Below are 23,763 nucleotides of genomic sequence, written 5' to 3'. Positions count from 1 at the left end.
CCGGCGGTCACGCGGCCGGCCGGTGTCCCCACCGGCCGGCCGCGCCGTGCGCGCGCACCGGCCATCGGCCACCGGCCTCCCGGCCGCGGGTCACTCCGGCCGTCCCCGCTCGATCCACCGGGCGATCCGCTCCGGCCGCATCGGCCGCCCGAAGTACCAGCCCTGGCCCCAGTCGCAGCCCAGTGAGCGCAGCCGCCGGGCGTGCTGGGAACTCTCCACGCCCTCGGCCGTGACCGTGAGGCCGAGCGCGTGCGCCAGCGACACCAGCCCGCCGACGATCCGCCAGCCGACCGGGTCGTCCGTCCCGGCGCGGTGGGGGTCGGTGACGAACGCGCCGGCGATCTTCAGCCCGGACACCGGAAGGTCCCTCAGGTAGGCGAGGTTCGACCAGCCGGTGCCGAAGTCGTCGACGGCCAGCGAGACCCCGGCGTCGGCGATCGCCTGCAAGGCGCGCAGCGACTCGTCCTCGGGCCCGATCACCGCGCTCTCGGTGATCTCCAGCTCCAGGCGCCCGGGTTCGAGCCCGGTGCTCTCCAGGATCGACGTGACGTCGTGCACCAGGCCGGGGTTGCGGATCTGACGGACCGCCAGGTTGACGTTGATCTGCGGGGCCGCCTCCCCGTAGCGCCGCACCCAGGCGGCCGCCTGCCCGACCGCGCGCTCGAGGATCCACCGGCCCAGGGGCATGATCAGCCCGGTCTCCTCCGCCGTCCCCACGAACTCGTCCGGCCCCAGCACCCCGAACTGCGGGTGACGCCACCGCACCAGCGCCTCCACCGCCGCCAGGGAACCGTCGGCGAGCGAGCACAGCGGCTGGTAGTCGATGAAGAACTCCCCGCGGTCCAGCGCCACCGGCAGCCGTACGGAGATGGCGTACCGGCTCACGGCGCGCGCGTTGTGCTGGGGGTCGAAGAGCGTCCAGCGGCCCCGTCCGGCCTCCTTGGAGCGGTACAGCGTCAGATCCGCCGCCCGCACCGCCGCCCCCGGGGTCGTGGCGGCGATCCGCTGCGCCAGCACCCCGACGCTCGCGCCGATCGTCAGCTGCTGGTCGCCCACGAGGAAGGGCCGCGCGAGCGTGGTCAGGACGAGCTTGGCGACCGCCACCGCCTCCTGGTCGCCGCGGCACTCCTCCAGCAGCACCACGAACTCGTCCCCGCCCAGCCGTGCCACCAGGTGCCCCAGCGGGGCGAGCGCGGCGTCCAGCCGCTCGGCCACGGCCGTCAGCAACTGGTCCCCGGTCCCGTGACCGAGGCTGTCGTTGACGACCTTGAACCCGTCGAGGTCCACGTAGCACAGGCCGAAGCGGGCGCCGGGTTGCGGCTGCTCGAAGAGGCCCTCCAGCCGCTCGAAGAACGCCGTGCGGTTGGGCAGCCCGGTCAGCGGGTCGTGGGTGGCCTGGTGACGCAGCCGCTCCTGCAGCCGGTACCGGTCGGTGATGTCCTCGACCATCGCCACCTGGTAGCGGGGCTCGCCGTGTTCGTCGCGGATCAGCGAGACGGTCAGGTGGGTCCACACCACCTCGCCGTCGCGCCGGTAGTACGGCTTGTCGCACTGGAACCGCTCGCGGCGGCCGTTGACCAGGTCGTCGTACGCCTCCCACACCCCCGGGGCGTCCTCGGGGTGCACCAGCTCGGTGACCCTGCGGCCCCGCAGGTCCTCCGGGCGGGCCCCGAGCAGATCCCGGAGCGCCTGGTTGAACTGCACGATCGTGCCGTCCACGTCCGCGATGCCGATGCCGATGGCGGCGTGCTCGAACAAGGCGCGGAAACGGGCCTCAGAGGCGCGCCGGGCCCGCTCGGCGTCCTCACGGGCCCGGAAGGCGGCGCGCTGGATCGCCTCCTGCTCGCGCAGCGTCCGCTCGCGCAGCGCCGCCGCCCAGCCGGAGGCGAAGGCGCCGGCCACCGCCGGTACCCGGTCCGGAGCGGCCGGCTGGATCTGCAGCAGCGCCACGGCGGCCGCCAGGATCTCCGGGTCGGTGAAGTGGGCCTCCACCAGCAGCGTGCCGGCCTGTTCCGCCGGCGCGGTGTCGCACGTGGGGTCGCCCAGCGCCCGCCCGAGCAGCTCCGCGGTCGTGTCCGCCACCCGGTGCAGGGTCAGCGGGGGCAGGGCGAGCCCCGGGCCGGAACGCAGCAGGCGCGACCAGGCGTCCGCGAAGTCCGGGGCGGGTCCCGCGAGGGGGGACGGCGACTGGCTCACGGCCGCCGCCCCACACCGGCCAGGCCCGACATCCACTCGGGATGCGGCCCCACCGACTCGGGGTCGTCCGGGCGCCACTCGGGCAGCCACACCAGGCCCGGTGGCAGGAGGTCCCAGCCGTCGAAGAACGCCGTCACGTCCTTCCTGGTCCGCATGACCAGCGGCGTCGTGGTGCGCCGGGCGTACAGCTCCGCCAGCGAGTCCGCCTGCTCGGGGCGGCTGTCCCGGGAGGCGTGGGTGAGCACCAGATGGCTGCCGGGCGGTACGGCGTCGCGCAGCGCGCCCACGATCTTGGCGGGGTCCTCGGCGTCGGTGACGAAGTGGAGCATCGCAACGAGCAGCACCGCCACCGGTTCCCCGGGTGCCAGCAGGGCGGTGACCTCGGGCCGGGAGAGCAGGTCTCCGGTGTCGGTCATGTCGGCCATCACCATGGCGCTCAGCGGGTCGTCCTGGAGCAGCAGGCGGCTGTGGGCCACCGCGATCGGGTCCAGATCGACGTACACCACGCGTGCTTCCGGGTGGACGGCCCGCGCGACCTCGTGCACGGCGCCGAAGGTCGGGATCCCGGAGCCGATGTCCAGGAAGCGGGTGATGCCCAGGCCGGCGAGGTGCTGGACCGCGCGGCGCAGGAAGGCGCGGTTGGCACGCATGATCACCGGCAGGTCGGGCCACAGCGCCATGGCCTGCCGCGCCATGTCGCGGTCGGCTTCGAAGTTGTGGGATCCGCCCAGGTAGTAGTCGTAGACCCGGGCGGCGTTCGGCGTCTCGACGTCCGTCCCTGCGGGCACCCACTCGGGTCGACGCATGGGGGCACCTCTCCCCGTCGAAGTGGATCCTCGGATCTCCGGGTCCTCTGAGAATCCTATATGTCTCATTTCTGCGCATTTTCGGAGGGTGTGGGTCATCGCACCTGCGCGGCGGCTGTTAACACGGCGCGACGGCTGCCACACGAAGCGCAGCAGAATTCCGCCCTCACGCCCGGCCGTTGTCGCTCGCGCGGGTGACACGGCACCATGGGACCCGGCACTTCCGGCAGGTTCGACGCGTTGGGCAGTGCGGCACATCCCCGACCCACGGAAACGGCGACATGGTGACTACGGTGGTTGACACGGCTCGCACCGACAGCGGGAGCGAGGAGTCCACGGACGGGCTCGTCGGCGCGGGCAGGGCCTTCACCTGGCTGCTCGTGGTCTGCGGTGCGCTCGGCCTGCTCGCCTCGTGGGTCATCACGATCGACAAGTTCAAGCTGCTGGAGGACCCGAACTTCGTCCCCGGCTGCAGCCTGAACCCGATCATCTCCTGCGGCAACATCATGAAGAGCGAGCAGGCGCACGCCTTCGGCTTCCCCAACCCGATGATCGGCATGGTCGCCTACCCGGTCGTCATCGCCCTCGCCGTGGGAATGCTCGCCGGCGCCCGCTACCGTCGCTGGTTCTGGCTCGGACTGCAGGCCGGGACGCTCTTCGGCGTCGGCTTCGTCACATGGCTGCAGTACCAGTCGCTGTACAACATCGGCTCGCTGTGCCTGTGGTGCTCGCTGGCGTGGGTCGTCACCATCGCGCTGTTCTGGTACACCCTCGTCCACAACCTCAAGCACGAGATCATCCCGGCGCCCGCCCGCGTCCGGGACCTGGTGCTGGAGTTCCACTGGGTCGTCCCCGTCCTCTGGTACGGCGCGATCGCGGTGGCGATCCTGACCCGCTGGTGGACGTACTGGAGCACCCTGATCTGACGGCGGGGCCGCGGTGTCGGTGCCGTGACATAGGCTTCCTTGCCGTGGAGCCCGACCTGTTCACCGCCGCCGCAGAGGAACGCCAGTCGAGGGAGCCCGGAGGCAGCCCCCTGGCCGTACGGATGCGCCCGCGCACCCTCGACGAGGTCGTGGGGCAGGGCCATCTGCTCAGGCCCGGGTCGCCGCTGCGGCGCCTGGTCGGCGAGGGCGGCGGCGGACCGGCGGGACCGTCGTCGGTGATCCTCTGGGGTCCGCCGGGCATCGGCAAGACGACCCTCGCCTACGTCGTCAGCCACGCCACCAACAAGCGCTTCGTCGAGCTGTCGGCGATCACCGCGGGCGTCAAGGAGGTCCGCGCGGTCATCGAGAGCGCCAAGCGCGAGTCCGGCGGCTACGGGCGGGACACCGTGCTCTTCCTGGACGAGATCCACCGGTTCAGCAAGGCCCAGCAGGACTCCCTGCTCCCCGCCGTCGAGAACCGCTGGGTCACCCTGATCGCCGCCACCACCGAGAACCCGTACTTCTCGATCATCTCCCCGCTGCTGTCCCGGTCCCTGCTGCTCACCCTGGAGCCGCTGACCGACGACGACCTGCGGGGCCTGCTGCGCCGGGCGCTCGCCGACGAGCGCGGGCTGAAGGGCGCGGTCGCCCTGCCCGAGGACACCGAGGAGCACCTGCTGCGGATCGCCGGCGGGGACGCCCGCCGCGCGCTGACCGCCCTGGAGGCCGGCGCGGGCGCCGCCCTGGCGAAGGGCGAGCCGGAGATCTCCCTGAGCACCCTCGAGGAGACCGTCGACCGCGCCGCCGTGAAGTACGACCGCGACGGCGACCAGCACTACGACGTGGCCAGCGCCCTGATCAAGTCCATCCGCGGCTCGGACGTGGACGCCGCCCTGCACTACCTGGCCCGCATGATCGAGGCGGGGGAGGACCCGCGGTTCATCGCCCGCCGGCTGATGATCTCCGCGAGCGAGGACATCGGCCTGGCCGACCCGACCGCGCTGCCCACGGCGGTCGCCGCGGCCCAGGCGGTGGCGATGATCGGCTTCCCGGAGGCCGCGCTGACCCTCAGCCACGCCACGATCGCGCTCGCCCTGGCCCCCAAGTCCAACGCGGCGACGACGGCCATCGGGGCCGCGCTCGCCGACGTACGCGCGGGCAAGGCGGGCCCGGTCCCCGCGCACCTGCGCGACAGCCACTACAAGGGTGCCGCGAAACTCGGGCACGGCCAGGGCTACCAGTACCCGCACGATCTGCCCGGTGCCATCGCCGCCCAGCAGTACGCGCCGGACGAGATCCACGGCCGGCGCTACTACGAGCCGACGCGCTACGGCGCGGAAGCCCGCTACGCCGACGTCCTGGAACGGGTCAGGGAGCGGCTGGCGGGAGAGTAGCGCCACGCCCGGTGGGGCCGGGTCAGTGCTCCTCCTGTGCGGCCGCGGCCTCCTGCGCGGCGTCGAAGAGCGCGTGCATGGCCCGGTGCAGGTCGGCGTGGCCCCGTACGGGCTCCAGGAACTCGAAGCGGGCGTCGAAGGTGCCGTCCTCGCCGGTGAAGCGCACCCGCAGCCCGAAGCGGTCCAGGGCGAGCGGCACCGCGGTGGCCGGCGTGCTGCGGCAGGCGCCGGTGCCGCCGGCGAGCGCGCACAGCCAGCCCACCTGGTCGGCGTGGGCGGCCGCCAGGTGCTGCAGCAGCTCCGCCTCGTGCTCGACCAGCGGGTCGGGGCGGGCCGCGGCGAACTCGTCCGGCTCCACCTGCTCCGCGCCCCACAGGTCGTCCAGCGAGGCCTCGCCGACCTCCAGCCGCAGCCGCACTTTTCCGGCCGGGGCCGGCAGGTCGCGCGCGACGGTGAGCCAGCCCGCGATCCAGGCGCGGCCGCGGATGCGTCCGGGCACCGCGACCGGGGCGACGTCAGTGATGTCGAGCACAGCCGTGAGGTCGTCGTCCTCGGCGTGCGTGGCGGCCCGTACGGCGGGCGATTCCGCGGGGAACAGCAGGAACAGGTCGCCGTCGGTGCCCACGATCCGCTCGTCCGGGACCATGAGCTCGGGGAGGTCGGGCACCAGGCCGGGAATCACCAGGATGGCGGAGGCGGTACTCTGTACGAGAGTTCGTGTGCGCTCGGCTGCTGACGGCAGTCGGGCGATTTCATGCCCGCTGGGACGCGGCTGACCATGAGCTGATCGGACCCCCGTCAAGTCGGCGCCCGCCGTGGCGTCGGCGGCGCCCTGCGTGGCGTCCATTCCGTCCGTGATGCGCGTGGTGTTCCCAGGGCGAGACATACGATCTCCTTCGCTAAGGTAAGCCTTACCTAACTTACATGGAGGTCTGGGAAACGTGAACCAGTCGCGTCCCAAGGTCAAGAAGTCGCGTGCCCTCGGCATCGCCCTGACGCCGAAGGCCGTCAAGTACTTCGAGGCCCGTCCCTACCCGCCGGGCGAGCACGGCCGTGGCCGCAAGCAGAACAGTGACTACAAGGTCCGACTGCTGGAGAAGCAGCGGCTGCGCGCGCAGTACGACATCTCCGAGCGCCAGATGGCCCGTGCCTACGACCGCGCCCGCAAGGTCAGCGGCAAGACCGGCGAGGCCCTGATCGTCGAGCTCGAGCGCCGCCTGGACGCCCTCGTCCTGCGCGCCGGCCTGGCCCGCACGATCTACCAGGCCCGCCAGATGGTCGTCCACGGCCACATCGAGGTCAACGGCCACAAGGTCGACAAGCCGTCGTTCCGCGTCACCCCCGACGACGTCGTGATGGTCCGCGAGCGCTCCCGCGCCAAGACCCCGTTCCAGGTCGCCCGTGAGGGCGGCTGGGCCGGCGAGGGCGAGACCCCGAAGTACCTGCAGGTCAACCTGCAGGCGCTGGCCTTCCGCCTGGACCGTCTGCCGAACCGTCGTGAGGTCCCCGTGATCTGCGACGAGCAGCTCGTCGTCGAGTACTACGCTCGCTGACGCCTGCCCCACCCGGCACGCACGTCAGCCCCGGCGCCCCGCCCTTCCGGCGGGGCGCCGGGGCTTTCGCGTGCCCGGGGTGACCCCGCCCGCCCCGGTCGGTCCCGGTCAGTCCTGGGCGGACCGGCCGAGCGGCGCGCCCGCGGGCAGCGAATCGGCGGGTGGCACGGGACCGCGGGGCGGACGCGGGCCGGTGCGTGTCGGGGGCAGCCCGGTCAGGGCCCGGGCGACGGCCGCGTCGAGGTCGAGGACGCCCCCCTCGGCGTACGCCCCCTCGTAGCCGACCCGGCCCAGCTCGGCGCGGGCCAGTTCCTCGCAGCGCTGGTGGGGGATGCCGAAGTGGCGCGAGCCGAACACCGGCAGCCCGACGAGCCGCCAGATGCCGCCCGCCGCACCCTGCAGCACCGCCGCCTCCCGGGCGTCCCCCGGGACCCGCAGCAGCGCGAGCAGCTCGATGCCGAGCACGATGCCCACCAGGTCGCGGAAGGCGTGGTTGATCCGCACGCACTCGGCCGCCAGCTCGGCGGCGAGCACGGGGTCGTCCTGCCAGCAGGCGATGACCGCCCGCGTGTAGAGCGCGTACGCCAGCGCCCAGCGCTCCCCGTGGTCCTCGCAGACCTCGCGGATGTGCTCGCAGAGCTCGATCCCGCCCTCCAGGTCCCCCTCGAAGGCCACCGCCATCGCCAGCTCGACCTCGGCCATGATGACGTTGCTGTTGAGCTCGCCCAGCGTCCGGTAGTGCCCCAGCGCCTCCTCGAACAGCGCCCTGGCGCGCGGCAGGTCGTCGCTGAGCAGCGCCCCGCACCCCATGCGGTGGACCGCGTACGCCACCGCCGTCGCGTCGCCGGTGGCCAGTGCCTGCTCCCGGCACTCGTACAGCATGCCCAGCGCCGCGGTGCCGTCGCCCTGGAGGATCGAGACGTAACCGCACACCCACAGCGCCTTGGCGCGCTGACCCGTGGGCTCGTGGTCGGCCGCCAGCGCGCGCTCCAGCCAGTACCTGCCCTCGGCGAGCCGGCCGCAGCCGACCCAGAAGAACCACAGGCTCGCCGCCAGGTACTGCCCGGTCCGCAGCTCCTCGGGGACCTCCAGGGAGAACTCCAGCGCGGCCCGCAGGTTGGCCATCTCCCGCTCGGTGCCGGCCGAGATCTCCGCCTGCCGCGCGCCGAACCACTCCATCTCGCCCCAGGTGGCGAACCCCAGGTACCAGTCGCGGTGCCGGGTCCGCAGCCGCCGTTCCTCGCCCAGCTCGCGCAGCCAGCCCAGCCCGTACTCGCGCACGGTGTCCAGCAGCAGGTAGCGCACCACGCCCGCGTCCTCGCGGCGCAGCACCACGGACTTGTCCACCAGGTCCGCCAGCAGGTCCACCATCGCGTCGGCGGTCACCTCGCCGCCCGCGCACACGTACTCGGCCGCGTCGAGGTCGAAGTCCCCTGCGAACACCGACAGCCGTGCCCACAGCAGCCGTTCGCGCGGGGTGCACAGCTCGTGGCTCCACCCGATCGTGGTGCGCAGCGCGCGGTGCCGTTCGGGACCGCCCGTGCCGCCGCGCCGGGTGAGCAGCCGGAAGCGGTCGTCCAGCCGCCCGGTGATCTGCCGCACCGACAGCGCCCGCACGCGGCCCGCCGCCAGTTCCAGCGCCAGCGGGATGCCGTCCAGGTGGCGGCAGAGCTCCTCCACCTCGGCCCGGTTGCCCGCGTCCACGGTGAAGCCCGGCAGCACCGCGGCCGCCCGGTCGGCGAACAGCTCCACCGCCTCGTCGGCGTCGCCCAGCGGCTCCAGCGCCACGATGTGCTCGCCGGCCACCCCCAGCGGCTGCCGGCTGGTGGCCAGCAACCGCAGTCCCGGTGCCCGCCGCAGCATCGCCTCGGCCAGCTCCGCCGCCGCCTCCACCTGCGGTTCGCAGCAGTCCAGGACGAGCAGCAGCTCGCGGCGGGCCAGGAAAGCACCGAGCGCGGCCCGGGGACCGCGCGTGGTGTGGTCGGTGAGGCCGAGCGCGTCCGCCACGGCGAGGTCCACCAGCCCCGGATCCCGTACGGCCCCCAGCTCGGCCAGCCAGACCCCGTCGGCGAACCCGGCGCGCAGCCCGGCCGCCGCGCGCAGCGCGAGCCGGGTCTTGCCGACCCCGCCCACGCCGGTCACCGTCACCATCCGGGCCCGCTCCAGCAGGCGGGCCACGTCGTCGAGCTCGCGCCGCCGGCCGACGAAGTGGTTCAGCTCGCACGGCAGGTTGCCGGGCGTCGTCTCATGGCGCATGGGTCACGGAGGGTATCGTCAAATAAGCGGAACGTACAGTCCGGGCCCCCTCGCCCGGGCCGGTGGCGGGCGGCGCCGGCCCGCAATGCGGTACGGAGCGTGCTGCCCGTCGCGATAAGGTCGGTATCTGATCGGTACCTGGTTGGCGCGGTGGATCCGAGGGAGTGGCAGCGTGTCCGGTGGAGAGGTGGCCGGCCTCATCGTGGCCGTCTTCTGGGCGATCCTGGTGTCGTTCCTCGCCGTGGCACTCGTGCGGCTCGCGCAGGCGCTCCGTCAGGCCACCCGCCTCGTCGCGGAGGTGACCGACCAGGCCGTGCCGCTGCTCGGCGAGGCCTCCGAGGCGGTCCGTTCCGCACACGCCCAGCTGGCCCGCGTGGACACCATCACCTCCGACGTCGCCGAGGTGACCGCGAACGCCTCCGCCCTGTCCACGACCGTCGCCTCCACCTTCGGAGGACCCCTCGTGAAGGTCGCGGCCTTCGGCTACGGCGTGCGGCGCGCGGTCACCCTCCAGGCCAAGGGCGCCGGCAAGAAGCGCACCGTGGTCGTCGGCCGGACGCTTCCGTCCGCCCGCAGCCGTAAGTCAAGGGGCTGACCTGCATGTTCCGCCGTGCCTTCTGGTTCACCGCCGGTGCCGCCGCCGGGGTGTGGGCCACCAACAAGGTCCATCGCAAGATCCGCAGCCTGAGCCCTGAGAGCCTCGCGGCGAAGGCGGCCGACAAGGCCCTCGAGGCCGGGGACCGACTGCGCACCTTCGCGCAGGACGTCCGCGCCGGGATGACCGAGCGCGAGGAACAGCTCAACGACCAACTGGGCCGTACGGCCCCCGACCTCGACATGCCGGCCCAGCGGCCGGAGATCGCGTACCACCACCGGAAGGACGAACACTGATGGAGTCGGCAGAAATCCGCCGCCGCTGGCTGCGTTTCTTCGAAGAGCGCGGGCACACGGTCGTGCCGTCGGCGTCGCTCATCGCCGACGACCCCACGCTCCTTCTGGTGCCCGCGGGCATGGTCCCGTTCAAGCCCTACTTCCTGGGTGAGGTCAAGCCGCCCTTCCCGCGCGCCACCAGCGTGCAGAAGTGCGTCCGCACGCCCGACATCGAAGAGGTCGGCAAGACCACCCGCCACGGCACCTTCTTCCAGATGTGCGGCAACTTCTCCTTCGGCGACTACTTCAAGGAAGGCGCCATCAAGTTCGCCTGGGAGCTGCTCACCTCTCCCGTGGCGGACGGCGGTTACGGTCTCGACCCCGAGCGGCTGTGGATCACCGTCTACAAGGACGACGACGAGGCCGAGCAGATCTGGCGCGAGGTCGTGGGCGTGCCTGCCGAGCGCATCCAGCGCCTGGGCATGAAGGACAACTTCTGGTCCATGGGCGTCCCCGGCCCCTGCGGCCCGTGCTCCGAGATCAACTACGACCGCGGCCCCGAGTTCGGCGTCGAGGGCGGCCCGGCCGTCAACGACGAGCGGTACGTGGAGATCTGGAACCTGGTCTTCATGCAGTACGAGCGCGGGGAGGGGACCGGCAAGGAGGAGTTCCCGATCCTCGGCGACCTGCCTGCCCAGAACATCGACACCGGTCTCGGTCTCGAGCGTCTCGCCATGATCCTGCAGGACGTGCAGAACATGTACGAGACCGACACCCTGCGCGCGGTCATCGACAAGGCCACCGAGCTCACCGGCGTCGCCTACGGCGCCGCGCACGACTCCGACGTCTCGCTGCGCGTGGTCGCCGACCACATGCGCACCTCCGTCATGCTGATCGGCGACGGCGTCACCCCCGGCAACGAGGGCCGCGGCTACGTGCTGCGCCGCATCATGCGCCGCGCCATCCGCAACATGCGGCTGCTCGGCGCCACGGACGCCGTCGTCGGCGAACTCGTCGACACCGTCATCAAGACGATGGGCCAGCAGTACCCGGAGCTCGTCGAGGACCGCAAGCGCATCGAGACGGTCGCCCTCGCCGAGGAGACCCGCTTCCTCAAGACGCTGAAGGCCGGCACCAATGTGCTGGACACCGCCGTCACCGAGGCCAAGTCCGCCGGTTCCGGTGTGCTCTCCGGCGACAAGGCCTTCCTGCTCCACGACACCTGGGGCTTCCCGATCGACCTCACCCTCGAAATGGCCGCCGAGCAGGGCCTGTCGGTGGACGAGGACGGCTTCCGCCGCCTGATGAAGGAGCAGCGGGACCGTGCCAAGGCCGACGCCCTGGTGAAGAAGAGCGGCCATGTCGACATGTCGGCGTACCGCTCCATCGCCGACACGGCCGGGAGCACCGTCTTCACCGGGTACACCGACAACGAGGGCGAGGCCAGTGTCGTCGGCCTGCTGGTCGACGGCGTGCCCTCGGCGGCCGCCAACGAGGGCGACGAGGTCGAGGTCATCCTCGACCGCACCCCCTTCTACGCCGAGGGCGGCGGCCAGCTCGCCGACACCGGCCGCATCCGCACCGACTCGGGCGCCGTCATCGAGGTGCGCGACGTGCAGCAGCCCGTGCCCGGCGTCACCGTGCACAAGGGCAGCGTCCAGGTCGGCGAGGTGACCGTCGGCTCCGCCGCGTTCGGCAAGATCGACCTCGGCCGCCGCCGCGCCATCGCCCGCGCCCACAGCGCCACCCACCTCACCCACCAGGCGCTGCGCGACGCGCTCGGCCCCACCGCCGCCCAGGCCGGTTCGGAGAACTCCCCGGGCCGCTTCCGCTTCGACTTCGGCTCGCCGGCCGCCGTGCCGGGCAGTGTGCTGACCGACGTCGAGCAGAAGATCAACGCCGTGCTCTCCCGCGAACTCGACGTCACCGCAGAGATCATGAGCATCGACGAGGCCAAGAAGGCCGGCGCCATCGCCGAGTTCGGCGAGAAGTACGGCGAGCGGGTGCGCGTCGTGACCATCGGCGACTACTCCAAGGAGCTCTGCGGCGGCACGCACGTCCACAACACCGCCCAGCTGGGCCTGGTGAAGCTGCTCGGCGAGTCCTCGATCGGCTCCGGCGTGCGCCGGGTCGAGGCCCTGGTCGGCGTGGACGCGTACAACTTCCTCGCCCGCGAGCACACGGTCGTGGCCCAGCTCCAGCAGCTGGTCAAGGGCCGTCCGGAGGAGCTCCCGGAGAAGATCTCCGGCATGCTCGCCAAGCTCAAGGAGGCGGAGAAGGAGATCGAGCGCTTCCGCGCCGAGAAGGTCCTGCAGGCCGCCGCCGGGCTCGCCGCCTCCGCCCAGGACGTCAAGGGTGTGGCCCTGGTCACCGGCCAGGTGCCGGACGGCACCGGCGCCGACGACCTGCGCAAGCTCGTCCTCGACGTCCGCCAGCGGATCAGCGGAGGCCGCGCCGCCGTCGTGGCCCTGTTCACCGTCGCGGGCGACCGCCCGCTGACCGTCATCGCCACCAACGAGGCGGCCCGTGAGCGCGGCCTGAAGGCCGGCGAGCTGGTCCGCACCGCCGCCAAGACCCTCGGCGGCGGCGGTGGCGGCAAGCCGGACGTCGCCCAGGGCGGCGGCCAGAACGCGGACGCGGTCGGCGAGGCCATCGCCGCCGTGCAGCGCCTCGTCGCCGAGACTGCCTGAGGTCGTCGATGCGCAGGGGTCGCAGGATCGCGATCGACGTCGGGGACGCCCGCATCGGGGTCGCCTCGTGCGACCCCGACGGGCTGATCGCCACACCCGTCGAGACGGTGCCCGGCCGGGACGTCCCGGCCGCGCGCCGTCGCATCGCGCAGATCATCGAGGAGTACGAGCCGATCGAGGTCCTGGTCGGCCTGCCCCGCTCGCTCAGCGGGCGGGAAGGGCCGGCCGCGGCCAAGGCCCGCGAGTTCGCCCAGGATGTGGCGAAGATCATCTCCCCTGTTCCGGTGCGCCTCGTTGACGAGCGGATGACCACCGTCACGGCCACCCAGGGCCTGCGCGCATCGGGCGTCAAGGCCAAGAAGGGACGTTCCGTCGTCGACCAGGCGGCGGCCGTGGTCATCCTCCAGAGCGCCCTCGAGACCGAACGGGTGTCTGGTAAAGAGCCGGGCGAGAGCGTCGAACCGTTTATCTGATCGCGGTACGGTAACGTTCCGCGCAGCACGGCGGCTCCACAGTTCGATCCGTGGGTGCCGACGGGTCGGGACCCTCCCGCCCGCGCCACAAGCGCCGGCCGGCTGCCGCCTCGCGAACCGAACCGTAGGGGATCGATGACTGACTATGGCCGGAGCCCGGGCTCCGAAGCATGGCACCCCGAAGACCCTCTCTTCGGTGACCAATGGGGACAGCAGCAGCACCCGCAGCAACACCAGCACCAGCAGCAACAGCAGTATTCCCAGTACCAGCAGCAACATCAGCACCCGCAGAACCAGCAGCAGCACCCTCAGTACCCGCAGCAGGGCGGCTGGGACCCCTACGGCGACACCGGTCAGCAGCAGCAGTACCCGTACGACCCGCAGCAGCAGTACGACTCCTGGGGCGCCCCGGCCGGCTACGGCCAGGACGGGTACGGCGGCCAGCAGCAGCCCGACTACTACGGACAGGGCGGCTACCCGCCCCCGCAGCGGCCCGACCAGCGGTACCCGGAGCAGCAGCCCCAGTACCAGCAGCAGCCTCCGCAACAGCAGCCGCAGCCTCAGCAGCAACCGCAGCGGCCGCAGCGCCCCCGGGCGGCCGAGCAGGAAGCCCCGCTCTGGGACGACGAGGTGGGCGCAGCCGACGACCACTCCTTCTTCTCCGGGGCGGACGACGACGAGGACGACGAGCCGCAGCAGGGCCGCAACGACCGGCGCGGCCGCGCGGGCAGGGGCGGCAAGACCGGGCAGGGCGGCAAGAAGCGCCGCTCCGGCATGGCGTGCCTGGTCGTGCTGGTCGTCCTCGGCGGCGGCATCGCCGGTGCCGGCTGGTTCGGCTACCGCTACTACCAGAGCAACTTCGGCCCGCCCCCGGACTTCGCCGGGCAGGGCAGCGGCGAGGTCCAGGTCGAGGTACCGCAGGGCGCGAGCGGCATCCAGATCGGCAACATCCTCAAGAAGGCCGGCGTGGTCAAGAGCGTCGACGCCTTCACCGCGGCCGTCAGCAAGGACCCCGACGGCAACTCCATCCAGGCGGGCGTCTACGTCCTGCACAAGGAGATGGCCGCCTCCAGCGCCGTCACGATGATGCTCGACCCGAAGTCGCAGAACGTCCTGGTCATCGCCGAGGGCCTGCGCGACGTGCAGATCTACGCGATCATCGACGCCAAACTGGGGCTCGACAAGGGCGCCACCGCCAAGGTCGCCGAGGACCAGGTCGGCAAGCTCGGGCTGCCCGACTGGGCCGACGACAACAAGGACATCAAGGATCCGCTGGAGGGCTTCCTCTGGCCGAGCCGCTACAGCGTCGGCAAGGACACCAAGGCCGCCGACCTGCTGCGCAGCATGGTCACCAACGCCAAGAAGCAGTACACCAAGTACGACGTGGAGGCGAAGGCCGAGAAACTGGGGCTGGAGTCGCCGCTGCAGGTCGTCACCCTGGCCAGCCTGGTGCAGGCCGAGGGCAAGTCGGACGAGGACTTCCGGAAGATGTCGCGGGTCGTCTACAACCGCCTCAAGCCGACCAACACCGAGACCAACGGCAAGCTCGAGTTCGACTCGACGTACAACTACCTGAAGAACCAGAGCGAGATCAACCTCTCGCTCAAGGAGCTCCGTACCTACGACGACGCCTACAACACGTACTACTACCGGGGGCTCCCGCCGGGGCCGATCGGCAACCCCGGCGCGAAGGCGCTGGCCGCGGCCATGGATCCCGAACCGGGCAAGTGGTACTACTTCATCTCCCTCGACGGGCACACGACCAAGTTCACGGAGACGCTCGCGGAGCACGACAAGCTGGCCAAGGAGTTCGACAAGAAGCACAACGGCTGAGCCGCCGCCGGGGCGCCGCGCGGGGAACGTCCCCCCCGCGGCGCCCCGCTGCCGTCCCGAGCGCCGCCCGGACCGGGCGGATCTTGAGGCCCTAGACTCGACCGGGCGTCCCCTCCGCCGGCCGGACGGGGGCGGCCGGGATCGACGGACACCACGCAGCCGAGGGGACCAGCCCATGACGAAGAGCCCGCGGGGGGCCGCGCGTGCCTAGGGCAGCGGTCCTCGGATCGCCGATCACGCACTCCCTCTCCCCGGTGCTGCACCGCGCCGCCTACGCGGAACTGGGGCTGGCCGACTGGACGTACGACCGCTTCGAGGTCGACGAGGCCGCGCTGCCCGGCTTCCTGGCCCGGCTGGGCGAACTGCCAGGCGGCGGACGCTGGGCCGGGCTGTCGCTGACCATGCCGCTCAAGCGGGCGGTCATCCCGCTGCTGGACGAGGTCAGCGACACCGCCTCGGCCGTCGAGGCCGTCAACACGCTGGTGCTCACCGAGGACGGACGCCGGCGGGGCGACAACACCGACATCCCCGGGATGGTGGCGGCCCTGCACGAGCGGGGCGTCGGACGTGTCGGCTCCGCCGCCGTGCTCGGCGCCGGGGCCACCGCGTCGTCCGCGCTGGCCGCGCTGGCGCAGATCTGCGACGGCGAGGTCACCGCGTACGTGCGCAGCGACACCCGCGCCGGCGAGATGCGGCAGTGGGGCGAGCGGCTCGGCGTGACCGTGCGGACGGCCCCCTGGGAGGACGCCGAGCAGGCCCTGACCGCGCCCCTGGTGATCTCCACGACGCCGGCCGGCACCGCCGACGTGCTCGCCGCCGCCGTGCCCGAGCGGCCCGGCACGCTCTTCGACGTGCTGTACGACCCCTGGCCCACCACCTTGGCGTCGGCCTGGGCGGAGCGGGGCGGGGCCGTCGTCGGCGGACTCGACCTGCTGGTGCACCAGGCGGTGCTGCAGGTGGAGCTGATGACCGGGTGCAAGCCGGCCCCCCTGGCGGCCATGCGGGCGGCCGGCGAGGCGGCGCTGCACCGCCCCTGACCGGTCCGCAGGTGTCCACGCCGCTGTCCGCCCAGCGGACCGCGCCCCGCCTTCGCCGCGGGACGTGAAAGGATCGGTTTACGCACGGATGGTCCGGTCCGCCTCGCCGCGGTCCGGGCGATGATGAAGGAGCGAGCACCGTTGAGCAGGTTGCGCTGGCTGACCGCGGGGGAGTCGCACGGCCCCGCACTCGTCGCGACGCTGGAGGGTCTGCCCTCCGGTGTGCCGATCACCACCGAGATGGTGGCGGACCACCTCGCCCGGCGGCGGCTCGGCTACGGCCGCGGTGCCCGGATGAAGTTCGAGCAGGACCAGGTCACCTTCCTCGGCGGCGTGCGCCACGGGCTCACCCTGGGCTCCCCGGTCGCGGTCATGGTGGGGAACACCGAGTGGCCCAAGTGGGAGCAGGTCATGGCGGCCGACCCGGTCGACCCCGAGGTCCTCGGCGGGCTCGCCCGCAACGCCCCGCTGACCCGGCCCCGCCCCGGCCACGCCGACCTCGCCGGCATGCAGAAGTACGGCTTCGACGAGGCCCGGCCGATCCTGGAGCGCGCCTCCGCCCGCGAGACCGCGGCCCGAGTCGCACTCGGCGCCGTGGCCCGCTCCTACCTCAAGGAGACGGCGGGCATCGAGATCGTCTCCCACGTGGTGGAGCTCGCCTCGGCCAAGGCCCCGTACGGTGTGTACCCCACCCCCGCCGACGTCGACAGGCTCGACGCCGACCCCGTGCGCTGCCTGGACGCCGACGCGAGCAAGCGGATGGTCGCCGAGATCGACCAGGCCCACAAGGACGGCGACACGCTCGGCGGCGTCGTCGAGGTGCTCGCCTACGGCGTGCCCGTCGGCCTCGGCAGTCACGTGCACTGGGACCGCCGGCTGGACGCCCGGCTGGCCGCCGCCCTCATGGGCATCCAGGCCATCAAGGGCGTCGAGGTCGGCGACGGCTTCGAGCTCGCCCGCGTCCCCGGCTCCAAGGCGCACGACGAGATCGTCGCCACCCAGGACGGCATCCGCCGCTCCACGGGCCGTTCCGGCGGCACCGAGGGCGGCCTGAGCACCGGCGAGCTGCTGCGGGTGCGGGCCGCGATGAAGCCCATCGCCACCGTGCCGCGTGCCCTGGCCACCGTGGACGTGACCACCGGCGAGGCCACCCAGGCCCACCACCAGCGTTCCGACGTCTGCGCCGTCCCGGCCGCGGGCATCGTCGCCGAGGCGATGGTCGCCCTGGTCCTGGCCGACGCGGTCGCGGAGAAGTTCGGCGGCGACAGCGTCACCGAGACCCGCCGCAACGTGCGCGGCTACCTCGACAACCTGGTGATCCGATGAGCGGCCCGGTCGTCGTCCTGGTCGGCCCGATGGGGGTCGGCAAGAGCACCGTCGGCGAGCTGCTCGCCCTGCGGCTGGGCACGACCTGCCGCGACACCGACGCCGACATCGTCGAGGCCGAGGGCCGGCCGATCGCGGACATCTTCGTCGAGGACGGCGAGGAGCACTTCCGCGCGCTGGAGGCCGGGGCCGTCCGCGTCGCGCTCGCCGAGCACCAGGGCGTGCTCGCGCTCGGCGGCGGCTCGATCCTCGACGAGGAGACCCGCAAGCTGCTCGCCGGGCTGCCCGTGGTCTTCCTCGACATGGACGTCGCCGAAGCGGTCAAGCGCGTCGGCCTCGACACCGCCCGCCCCCTGCTCGCCGTCAACCCGCGGCGGCAGTGGCGCGAGCTGATGGAGGCCCGCCGCCCGCTGTACACCGAGGTCGCCCGCGCCGTGGTCAGCACGGAGGGCCGGACCCCCGAGGACGTCGCGGACGCCGTCCTGGACGCACTGGAGCTGAAGAACGCATGACGGAGCACGCCGCCCACGCCCCCATCCGCATCCAGGTCGGGGGCAGTGCGGGCACCGAGCCGTACGAGGTGCTGGTCGGCCGGCAGCTGCTCGGCGAGCTGCCGGGCCTGATCGGCGACAAGGCGGTGCGGGTCGCCGTCATCCACCCCGAGGCCCTGGAGGCCACCGGCCAGGCGCTGCGCGAGGACCTGGCGGAGCAGGGCTACGAGGCCGTCGCCATCCAGGTGCCCAACGCCGAGGAGGCCAAGACCACCGAGGTCGCGGCGTACTGCTGGCGGGCGCTCGGGCAGTCGGGATTCACCCGTACGGATGTCATCGTCGGCGTCGGCGGCGGTGCCACCACCGACCTCGCCGGGTTCGTCGCGGCGACGTGGCTGCGCGGGGTCCGCTGGGTCGCGGTGCCGACCACCGTGCTCGGGATGGTGGACGCCGCGGTCGGCGGCAAGACCGGCATCAACACCGCCGAGGGCAAGAACCTCGTCGGCGCCTTCCACCCGCCCGCCGGGGTGCTGTGCGACCTCGCGGCGCTGGAGTCGCTGCCGGTCAACGACTACGTCAGCGGCCTCGCCGAGATCATCAAGGCCGGCTTCATCGCCGACCCCGTGATCCTGGACCTGATCGAGCAGGACCCGGCCGCCGCCCGCGGCCCCGACGGCCCGCACACCGCCGAGCTCCTCGAGCGTGCCATCCGCGTCAAGGCCGTGGTGGTCTCCGCGGACCTCAAGGAGTCGGGCCTGCGCGAGATCCTCAACTACGGCCACACCCTCGGCCACGCCATCGAGAAGAACGAGCGCTACAACTGGCGGCACGGCGCGGCCGTCTCCATCGGCATGGTGTTCGCCGCCGAACTCGGCCGCCTGGCCGGCCGTCTGGACGACGCCACCGCCGACCGCCACCGCTCCGTGCTGGAGTCCGTCGGCCTGCCGCTGACCTACCGCGGCGACCAGTGGCCGCGGCTGCTGGAGACGATGAAGGTGGACAAGAAGTCGCGCGCCGACCGGCTGCGCTTCATCGTGCTGGACGGCCTCGCCAAGCCGACCGTCCTGGAGGCCCCCGACCCCGGGGTGCTCCTCGCCGCCTACGCGGAGATCTCCAAGTAGGCCCGCACACGCACGGGACGGCGGATCCCGAACGGCCGGGCACCCCGTGGGCTGCCCGGCCGTTCACACAACTGCGGCCGTTGACGGTACCGTTCGGTCGAACCTGAAAGCTCTTGTACGGACGGAGTGGCGTCGATGCAGCATGCCGTGGGTGCGCCGCTGCCACCGCCGCACGGTGGGCAGCAGGCCGGGCAGCCAGGGCCGCCGCCGCAGCCCCCGGGCACCACCGGCCACTTCCCGATGGCCCAGGGAGCCCCCGTCCAGCACCCGGTCCAGCCGCCCCCGCAGCCCGCGGCCGGCGGCGGCGCGCCGTTCACGGGCTCCACGCACGGCCCCGTCGCGGTCCTGCTGATCGGCGCGGCCGGCGCGGGCAAGACGACCATCGCCCGGCACTGGGCCGACCACCGGGGCGTACCGACCGCCCACATCAGCCTGGACGACGTCCGCGAGTGGGTCCGCTCCGGCTTCGCCGACCCGCAGTCCGGCTGGAACGACCACTCCGAGGCGCAGTACCGCCTCGCCCGCCGCACCTGCGGCTTCGCGGCCCGCAACTTCCTGGCGAACGGCATCTCCTGCATCATCGACGACGCGGTCTTCCCCGACCGCCCGGTCGTCGGCCTCGGCGGCTGGAAGCGGCACGTGGGGCCCGGTCTGCTGCCCGTCGTGCTCCTCCCCGGCCTCGACGTCGTGCTGGCCCGCAACGCCCAGCGCAGCGGCAACCGGCGCCTGTCGGACGAGGAGGTCGCCCGCATCCACGGCCGCATGGCCGGCTGGTACGGCTCGGGCCTGCCCATCATCGACAACTCCCACCTGGACGTCGCTGCGGCCGCCGCCGCGCTCGACGGCGTCGTCACCCGCAGCCTCCAGGGCCCGCCCGCCTGGTAGCCGCCTGGTAGTCACCGCCCGGCGGCTCTCGACAGGCCGACCGGCGGCCCGCGACGTACGCTCGCCACATGTCCGAGGTGCACGCTGCCCGCAGGGAACGTCTCCGGGACCGCTGCGCGGCGGCCGGATCGGCGGCGGCGCTCGTCTCGCGTCCCGCCAACGTCCGCTACCTGACGGGCTGCGCCCCGCCGGGGACCGTGCTGCTCGTGGGGCCGGGTCCCGAGGACGTGCTGGTCCACCACCGTCACCCGTCCGGCGACCTGGCCGAGGGCCGGCTCCCGGACGACGTGCGGGCCGTCGTCCTGTCCGGCCCCGAAGGCGACCCGGCGGTCACCGCCGCCGCGCTGGCCGCGGACCGCAAGGCGGAGGCCCTGGCGGTCGAGGAGCACCACCTCACCGTCGCGCGGCACCGCGCCGTCGGCAGCGCCGCGCCGGGCGTGCGCCTGTCCGACCTCGGCTCGGCCGTGGAGCAGCTCCGCCTGGTCAAGGACGAGCAGGAGATCTCCGCGCTGCGGATCGCCGCCGAGATCGCCGACCAGGCGCTCAGCGAGCTCCTGGAGTCGATCCTGGTGGGCCGCACCGAACGCCACCTCGCCCTGGAGCTGGAGCGCCGCCTCATCGACCACGGGGCCGACGGCCCGGCCTTCCCCACCTGCGTGGGCACCGGCCCCCATTCGGGTGCGGCACGCCACCTGCCCACCGACCGGCGGGTCGAGGAGGGCGACTTCCTCACCGTGTGCCTGGGCGCCTGCTACCGCGGCTACCGCTGTGAGGTGGGGCGCACCTTCGTCATCGGCACCTCGCCCGCGGACTGGCAGATCGAGCTGTACGACCTGGTCTTCGCGGCCCAGCGGGCCGGCCGCGAGGCCCTCGCACCCGGCGCCGCCTGCCGCGACGTGGACCACGCCGCACGCCACGTACTGGAGTCCGGGGGCCACGGCGAGGCCCTGGGGGAGTCCACCGGACATGGCGTCGGACTGGAGATCGGCGAGGACCCGCGGTTGTCCCCCTCGGCCATGGGTAAACTGGACGCTTGCGTGCCGGTCACCGTCGAACCGGGAGTCCACATCCCGGGCCGTGGCGGTGTCCGCATCGACGACACACTCGTCGTGCGTCCACCGACGGACGGCGGGCCCGAGCTACTCACCATCACGACCAAGGAGCTGCTCGCCCTGTAGAGGGCGGCCGCGGCTCCGGGTCCCCGAAGCAGCAGTGCAGGAGATTCCGCAACCGTGGCCACCACGAACGACCTCAAGAACGGCCTCGTGCTCAAGCTCGACGGCGGCCAGCTCTGGTCCGTCGTCGAGTTCCAGCACGTCAAGCCCGGCAAGGGCCCCGCCTTCGTCCGTACGAAGCTCAAGAACGTGCTCTCCGGAAAGGTCGTCGACAAGACCTTCAACGCCGGCGTGAAGGTCGAGACGGCCAACGTCGACAAGCGCGGGATGCAGTTCTCCTACAAGGACGGCGAGAGCTTCGTGTTCATGGACATGGACACGTACGACCAGATCTACATCACCCCCGAGGTCGTCGGCGACGCCGCCCACTTCCTCCTGGAGGGCTTCGAGGCCGTCGTCGCCATGTACGAGGGTTCCCCGCTCTACATCGAGCTCCCGGCCGCCGTCGAGCTGGTCATCGAGTACACCGAGCCCGGCGTCCAGGGCGACCGCTCCACCGGCGGCACCAAGCCCGCCAAGCTGGAGACCGGCTACGAGATCGGCGTCCCGCTCTTCATCACCACCGGTGAGAAGATCAAGGTCGACACCCGCTCGGGTGAGTACCTCGGCCGGGTGACCAGCTAACCGTGGCTGCTCGTAACAAGGCCCGCAAGCGCGCCTTCCAGATCCTCTTCGAGGCGGAGCAGCGGGGTGTCAGCCCCAAGACCGCCATGGCGGACTGGATCAGGCTCGCCCGGACCGACGACCGGCAGCCGCCGGTCAGCGAATACACGATGCAGCTCATCGAGGGCTACGCCGAACGGGCGAGGCGCATCGACGAACTGCTGTCGAAGCACGCCGTGGGCTGGACCCTCGACCGGATGCCGGTGACCGACCGGAACATCCTGCGGCTCGGCGCCTACGAGCTGATCTGGGAGGACGACGTCCCCGACGCCGTCGTCCTGGACGAGGCCGTGCAGCTGGCCAAGGAGTTCTCCACCGAGGAGTCGCCCTCGTTCGTGAACGGCCTGCTGGCCCGTCTCAAGGAGCTGAAGCCCAGCCTCCGGGAGGACTAGCCCCCGACACCGCCCACCGGGCCCGGAACGCCGCCGTTCCGGGCCCGTGGCGTGTTCGGCCGGCGCACGGCGCGCCGTGCCGGGGCGGGCGGCGGGGAGAGCGGCGGAGGGCGCAACCTCTCCCGCCCCTCGGACGCGGCCTGGCGGCCGCGCCCAAGGGGCGGGACGTTTCTGCTTCCCGAGGGCGTCAGCCCTCCTCGTGCTGCACCGCGCGCCGTGCGTCCGCGTCGAGGACGCCCCAGCTGATCAGCTGCTCGGTCAGGACCGAGGGCGACTGGTCGTAGATGACGGCGAGGGTGCGCAGGTCGTCCTGGCGGATCGACAGCACCTTGCCGTTGTAGTCGCCGCGCTGGCTCTGGATGGTCGCGGCGTAGCGCTGCAGCGGACCGGCCTTGTCGGACGGCACCTGGCTCAGTCGCTCGAGGTCGAGGACGAGCTTCGGCGGCGGCTCGGCGGCACCGCCGGGCGCGGAACCGGGCAGCAGCTCCTGGACCGGAACGCCGTAGAAGTCGGCGAGCTCGGCGAGGCGCTGCACGGTCACGGCGCGGTCGCCGCGCTCGTAGGAACCGACCACCACGGCCTTCCAGCGGCCCTGGGACTTCTCCTCGACACCGTGGAGGGAGAGTCCCTGCTGTGTGCGGATGGCGCGGAGCTTCGCTCCGAGCTGCTTGGCGTAATCGCTGGACATATGGCTCCCCGGACGGAAACTCAGTAACTCACTGTGAGGTTACGCAGCGTAATTGGAATCCGTCAAGCCGAATGGTCCACACCGGTCCCCCGGAAGAGCGAGGAATGGCCGGTCACCGGCCTTTCGGCCGGGATCCGCAGTCGATCGTGGTACGGGTGGCGGACCCGCCCCGAGAGCCGCGCCAGGCGGCCGCCAGGCCCCGCCAGGGAGCACGCCAGGGTGCCTGATACGGTTGACGCGTACGTTTTGGCGTCCTTTAAGGCCCGTCCAGTGAGGCGGGGAAGGAGGTCCCCTTTCCATGACCGTCATCGGTTCCGATCCGGTCCGGCCCGTCCTCGAGGCCCCGGACATCGCGCGGGTGCTGACCCGCATCGCGCACGAGATCGTCGAACGTGCCAAGGGCGCGGACGACGTGGTTCTCCTCGGCATCCCCACCCGCGGCGTCCATCTGGCCCGCAGGCTCGCCGACAAGCTCGACGGCATCACCGGCGGCAAAATCCCGGTCGGCTCGCTCGACATCACCATGTACCGCGACGACCTGCGGCTCGGCCCGGCGCGCGCGCTCGCCCGCACCGAGATCCCGGCCGACGGGGTGGACGGCCGGCTGGTCGTCCTCGTCGACGACGTGCTCTTCTCCGGCCGCACGATCCGCGCCGCCCTCGACGCGCTGGGCGACATCGGCCGCCCCCGCGCCGTGCAGCTGGCCGTCCTGGTCGACCGCGGCCACCGCGAGCTGCCCATCAGGGCCGACTACGTCGGCAAGAACATCCCCACCTCGCTGCGCGAGACCGTCAAGGTCCACCTGACCGAGGAGGACGGGCGCGACTGCGTCCTGCTCGGCGTACGCGACGGCTCCCCGGCGGACGAGTAGCCGCGGGCCCGCCCCGGATCCCGGGGCGGGCCCCCGGGTCCTCTTCGCCCGGGAGGCCGTCGCTAAGCCCGGCCGGGACCGGTCCCTTAAAAAAAATTCACACCCCCACAAAAAAAG

The 23,763-nt window shown here is 72.5% G+C and carries 22 protein-coding genes; 17 read left to right on the top strand and 5 right to left on the bottom strand.

The window, feature by feature from the left end; translation table 11 throughout:
* Positions 1–90: 90 nt before the first annotated feature.
* Positions 91–2,196: a putative bifunctional diguanylate cyclase/phosphodiesterase gene (locus PV350_RS08805; protein ID WP_499510790.1), complete on the bottom strand. Its 2,106-nt coding sequence runs from the start codon at positions 2,194–2,196 to the stop codon at positions 91–93.
* Positions 2,193–3,002 carry an SAM-dependent methyltransferase gene (locus tag PV350_RS08800; protein WP_499510789.1) on the bottom strand — a complete coding sequence of 270 codons (810 nt, stop codon included), beginning with the start codon at positions 3,000–3,002 and terminating at the stop codon, positions 2,193–2,195. Before PV350_RS08800 ends, PV350_RS08805 begins: the two co-directional genes overlap by 4 nt.
* A 281-nt stretch (positions 3,003–3,283) precedes the next feature.
* Here PV350_RS08800 and PV350_RS08795 point away from each other — a divergent pair, with 281 nt between their 5' ends.
* Positions 3,284–3,928 (top strand): vitamin K epoxide reductase family protein, encoded by a 645-nt coding sequence (locus tag PV350_RS08795; protein ID WP_499510788.1) that lies wholly within the window; start codon positions 3,284–3,286, stop codon positions 3,926–3,928.
* Positions 3,929–3,972: 44 nt separating this feature from the next.
* The gene (locus PV350_RS08790; RefSeq protein ID WP_499510787.1) at positions 3,973–5,322 is read left to right on the top strand and encodes a replication-associated recombination protein A; all 1,350 of its coding nucleotides are present in this window, start codon (positions 3,973–3,975) and stop codon (positions 5,320–5,322) included.
* Positions 5,323–5,344: 22 nt separating this feature from the next.
* Here the strand turns inward: PV350_RS08790 and PV350_RS08785 are convergent, their stop codons facing one another.
* Entirely contained in the window at positions 5,345–6,064 is a 720-nt protein-coding gene (locus PV350_RS08785; RefSeq protein ID WP_500333315.1) for a DUF2470 domain-containing protein, read from the bottom strand.
* A 199-nt stretch (positions 6,065–6,263) separates the two neighbouring features.
* Between PV350_RS08785 and rpsD the strand changes: the two genes are divergently transcribed.
* A complete protein-coding gene (gene rpsD, locus PV350_RS08780; protein ID WP_018564200.1) occupies positions 6,264–6,875 on the top strand; it encodes a 30S ribosomal protein S4 in 612 nt (203 codons plus the stop codon).
* 108 nt (positions 6,876–6,983) lie between these two features.
* Here the strand turns inward: rpsD and PV350_RS08775 are convergent, their stop codons facing one another.
* Positions 6,984–9,131, bottom strand: coding sequence for an ATP-binding protein (locus PV350_RS08775; RefSeq protein ID WP_500333306.1), 2,148 nt, complete (start codon positions 9,129–9,131; stop codon positions 6,984–6,986).
* 172 nt (positions 9,132–9,303) lie between these two features.
* Here PV350_RS08775 and PV350_RS08770 point away from each other — a divergent pair, with 172 nt between their 5' ends.
* The 13 genes from PV350_RS08770 (at position 9,304) to nusB (ending at position 22,087) form a co-directional block, all read left to right on the top strand.
* Positions 9,304–9,726: a DUF948 domain-containing protein gene (locus PV350_RS08770; RefSeq protein ID WP_499510785.1), complete on the top strand. Its 423-nt coding sequence runs from the start codon at positions 9,304–9,306 to the stop codon at positions 9,724–9,726.
* A gap of 5 nt (positions 9,727–9,731) precedes the next feature.
* Positions 9,732–10,022: a DUF6167 family protein gene (locus PV350_RS08765; RefSeq protein WP_499510784.1), complete on the top strand. Its 291-nt coding sequence runs from the start codon at positions 9,732–9,734 to the stop codon at positions 10,020–10,022.
* On the top strand, positions 10,022–12,691 hold the full coding sequence (gene alaS, locus PV350_RS08760; RefSeq protein WP_499510783.1) for an alanine--tRNA ligase: 2,670 nt from the start codon (positions 10,022–10,024) through the stop codon (positions 12,689–12,691). The genes PV350_RS08765 and alaS overlap by 1 nt, the downstream gene beginning before the upstream one ends.
* 8 nt (positions 12,692–12,699) lie before the next feature.
* Positions 12,700–13,164, top strand: a complete 465-nt coding sequence (gene ruvX / locus PV350_RS08755) for a Holliday junction resolvase RuvX (protein WP_499510782.1) — start codon at positions 12,700–12,702, stop codon at positions 13,162–13,164.
* 135 nt (positions 13,165–13,299) lie between these two features.
* Positions 13,300–14,997, top strand: coding sequence for an endolytic transglycosylase MltG (gene mltG / locus PV350_RS08750; protein ID WP_500333305.1), 1,698 nt, complete (start codon positions 13,300–13,302; stop codon positions 14,995–14,997).
* Between the two features lie 203 nt (positions 14,998–15,200).
* Positions 15,201–16,034, top strand: coding sequence for a shikimate dehydrogenase (locus PV350_RS08745; protein ID WP_500333304.1), 834 nt, complete (start codon positions 15,201–15,203; stop codon positions 16,032–16,034).
* A 141-nt stretch (positions 16,035–16,175) separates the two neighbouring features.
* Positions 16,176–17,360 carry a chorismate synthase gene (aroC, locus tag PV350_RS08740; protein WP_499510779.1) on the top strand — a complete coding sequence of 395 codons (1,185 nt, stop codon included), beginning with the start codon at positions 16,176–16,178 and terminating at the stop codon, positions 17,358–17,360.
* Entirely contained in the window at positions 17,357–17,872 is a 516-nt protein-coding gene (locus PV350_RS08735; protein WP_499510778.1) for a shikimate kinase, read from the top strand. The genes aroC and PV350_RS08735 overlap by 4 nt, the downstream gene beginning before the upstream one ends.
* Positions 17,869–18,972: a 3-dehydroquinate synthase gene (aroB, locus tag PV350_RS08730; protein ID WP_499510777.1), complete on the top strand. Its 1,104-nt coding sequence runs from the start codon at positions 17,869–17,871 to the stop codon at positions 18,970–18,972. Before PV350_RS08735 ends, aroB begins: the two co-directional genes overlap by 4 nt.
* Before the next feature lie 135 nt (positions 18,973–19,107).
* Entirely contained in the window at positions 19,108–19,857 is a 750-nt protein-coding gene (locus tag PV350_RS08725; RefSeq protein ID WP_499510776.1) for an AAA family ATPase, read from the top strand.
* Positions 19,858–19,925: 68 nt separating this feature from the next.
* Complete coding sequence (locus tag PV350_RS08720; RefSeq protein ID WP_499510775.1) at positions 19,926–21,035, top strand: M24 family metallopeptidase; 1,110 nt, start codon at positions 19,926–19,928, stop codon at positions 21,033–21,035.
* Positions 21,036–21,089: 54 nt separating this feature from the next.
* Positions 21,090–21,656, top strand: a complete 567-nt coding sequence (efp, locus tag PV350_RS08715; RefSeq protein ID WP_499510774.1) for an elongation factor P — start codon at positions 21,090–21,092, stop codon at positions 21,654–21,656.
* Positions 21,657–21,658: 2 nt separating this feature from the next.
* The gene (gene nusB, locus PV350_RS08710) at positions 21,659–22,087 is read left to right on the top strand and encodes a transcription antitermination factor NusB (RefSeq protein ID WP_499510773.1); all 429 of its coding nucleotides are present in this window, start codon (positions 21,659–21,661) and stop codon (positions 22,085–22,087) included.
* Between the two features lie 187 nt (positions 22,088–22,274).
* Here the strand turns inward: nusB and bldD are convergent, their stop codons facing one another.
* Positions 22,275–22,775 carry a transcriptional regulator BldD gene (gene bldD, locus PV350_RS08705; RefSeq protein WP_018564185.1) on the bottom strand — a complete coding sequence of 167 codons (501 nt, stop codon included), beginning with the start codon at positions 22,773–22,775 and terminating at the stop codon, positions 22,275–22,277.
* A gap of 298 nt (positions 22,776–23,073) precedes the next feature.
* On the opposite strand from bldD, the gene pyrR reads away from it, so the two are divergent.
* Positions 23,074–23,646: a bifunctional pyr operon transcriptional regulator/uracil phosphoribosyltransferase PyrR gene (gene pyrR, locus PV350_RS08700; RefSeq protein ID WP_499510772.1), complete on the top strand. Its 573-nt coding sequence runs from the start codon at positions 23,074–23,076 to the stop codon at positions 23,644–23,646.
* Positions 23,647–23,763: the final 117 nt, after the last annotated feature.

It is taken from the genome of Streptomyces sp. PA03-6a (genome assembly GCF_033792765.1).
GTDB lineage: Bacteria > Actinomycetota > Actinomycetes > Streptomycetales > Streptomycetaceae > Actinacidiphila.
Note: the sequence above shows the minus strand (reverse complement) of the source record. Positions and strands in the feature narration are given on the sequence as shown.